Here is a 2,806-nt window from a genome sequence, read left to right on the forward strand (position 1 = left end):
ACGCTTGGCTGCGGCAAGTGCAGCGTCAAGACGATCCGCGTCAGCAATGTCGTGATGTGGACCAGCGATAGCGGCGTGACGCCGCCCTTCGTTGGTGCGCAAATCGAATACATTCCACCCGGCGGCGCCTCCTCTCTGGTGCCCGGCCAGGTCGCGTCCGTCCAGGCGATCACTGGCAACGAGCTGAAGCGTCCGACCGAGTTTCCTGCCCATACCGGCCCCTTCGATTTCGGCTCGGGCGCCCCGCTGCAGAGCCGCATCCAGCTCGATTTCTCGCTGCCGAGCGGCTGCATGGCGGTTCCTGATGGCGGCAAGTTCAAGGGCGAGCAGTACGACGCGAACTGGGGTGTCCACTTCGAATATGCGCCCTGCGACGAGGATGGCGAGCCGATCGGCGGCTGGCAGACGCTGCATGTGGAGACCGGGCGTATCCTGACCACGCGGGCGATGCGCTTTACCCGCTTCGCCGAGATTCCGGCCGGCCGCTACACCTTCCGGGCCCAGAACATCGGTGACCCGCCATCGGTCCCGCATCCCTCAGGCTTCAGCGCGATCATTACGAACCCGATCGTCTGGGAGGGCTTGCGCGCCCATATCCCGCAGGCGGCAGTTCGCCCGGGCATCTCCGAGCTCGCGCTCAAGATCCGCTCGGGCAAGGATCTCGGCGTCACCAGCTATGGTGAAGTCGAGGTCGAAGTGCAGCGCATTCTGCCGGTCTGGTTTGGGCCAGACGCCGGCTGGATCGAACAAGAGACCAGCAAATCGGTTTGGGCCGCGGCCGACATCCTGCGCGATCAGCTGCATGGCGCCGCGATGCAGGATGGTGCGGTCGATCTGGAGCGCTTGCGCCATTACGCGACGACCCTCACCCAATACGACGAGTTCAATGGCGTCATTCGCGGGCCGGTCTCGGTCTATGAGGCGCTCACCACGGTGCTCGGCCCGATGCGGGCCTCGCCGCTGCGGCTCGCCAGGTCCTGGACGATCGTCCGTGATGAGCCGCGCGCCGTGCGCAAGCACGTCATCACGCGGCGCCAGATCCTGAAGGATTCGAGCGGGCAGAGTTTCAATCTCGACCTGTCCGACGGCTCGGCCGACATCATCGTCGAATGGTTCACCGGCGGCGACCCGCGCAAGCGCCGGGAGCACCGCGTCACCTTCGGGCCGCAGACCATGACGCCACGCCGGATGCAGGCGCTGGGGGCGACGAGCGCCGCGCATGCGATCCATATCGCGACCTGGGCGGCGGCGACCGCGCATTTCCGGCGCGAGCGGCGCAGCTTCTCGATGGAGCTCGCCGGGCGCCTGTTGCTGCCGAACGACAAGGCGCTGATCGACACCTGGTATTTCGATGGCATCGAGACGGTCGGCGTCGTCGATTTCGATATCGACGATCTGACCCTGATGGTCGACCGCGACGATCTCGATGTCGCGACCGGCTATTACGCCTATCTGCGCGCCCGCGACGGCAAGGACTGGGGGCCCGTCGGGTTTACGCAGGAAGGTAACCGCCTGGTGCTCAATGCCGCCGACGTCGCGCAGGCGCAGTCGATGACAGGCCTCAGCCTCGAGCAGGCGCTGAACACGGCGACGCAGGCTTTCACCAGCGTCGTCATCGGCACGCTCGGCGATATTCAGGATGCCTGGCTGATCCGCTCGATCCAGCCGAGCGGCGAGAACCTCAATGTCGAGGCAGTGTTCGATGCGCCGCAGGTCTGGAGCGCGCTGGCCGAGCCGATCGTCGTTCCGCCGCCACCGCCTTCGACCGGGCTGGAGAACGAAGCGACCATCGCCGTGCCCTATGTCGCCGCCCTGCCGGTGCAGCGCAATGCCGCCATGTTCATGGACTGGACAACCGGCCGGGCGCGCTCAGCCGCGACCTATGTCGTCGAGATCAGCTATGACAATTGGGTGACCTCGGAAGAGGCCTATCGCGGTCCCTCCTCGAACGGCTCGCACCCACTGCGCCAGACGACGGGCGTGATCTATGTCCGCGCCTTCGCACTCGCGGCATCGGGCCTGCGCAGCCAATACGTCTTCACGCAGTTCTCTGTCGTGCCGGCGATCATCGATCTCGGCAATGCCGGCGCCGGCACGCTGCCTTACAAGGCGTTTCTCGCCGGCATGGAGCCGGTCGCGATCGTCGACCATCTGCCGGATCTGTTTGGCTATCAGGGCCCCAAGGTCGTCACTCTGTTCGAGCCCGGCCAGAAGCCGAAGATGTACCAGCTGCGCGAGGGCGGCACGGACTGGGAGCTGCTGGCGGCAGAGGACTATGTCGCAAACTCGATCACCGCGGCGGCGCTGCAGGTCGGCGCGGTCAAGGCAACGGCGATCGACGTCGCCTATCTCTCGGCGATCAGCGCTCAGATGGGCTCGATTCTCGGCGGCTCGCTCAACATCAACAACCGCTTCTTCATCGCGGCCGATGGCACACTGACCATGATTTCGGGCGCTTCAGGACGCCGAACAGTCATCACGAGCAGCCTCTTTCAGGTTTTCGACGACAACGGCCAGCTGCGCGTCCGCATGGGGATTTGGTGATGCCTCAGGGACTTCAAACATTCGACCAATACGGCAACGTCCTGCTCGATCTCACCGACCGCGTCACCCGATACATCGGCACTTACTTTCTAGCCGCGGGTTCGGGCGAAGGATCAATTTATAGCGAGGGTCTTTTGACCGGAACGCCGTTCCCGGTTTTCACCAGAATGAATATCAGCGGGCAGAACGCGATATCGACCCTCATGCAAGCGCCAACTTATTGGTACGGCGGCGGCAATCTTTACTGGAGCAACCCTGTCGG

General features: G+C 64.5%; 2 protein-coding genes. Both read left to right on the forward strand.

Annotated elements, in window-relative coordinates; genetic code table 11:
• Positions 1–2,544: host specificity factor TipJ family phage tail protein (locus AC1DJT_RS35750; RefSeq protein WP_476835960.1), on the forward strand; the 2,544-nt coding region annotated here is incomplete at its 5' end.
• The coding region (locus AC1DJT_RS35755; protein WP_476835961.1) for a hypothetical protein at positions 2,544–2,806 on the forward strand (263 nt) is incomplete at its 3' end. The genes AC1DJT_RS35750 and AC1DJT_RS35755, both read left to right, overlap by 1 nt.

Source organism: Allobosea sp. 05T422_2 (assembly GCF_056396265.1).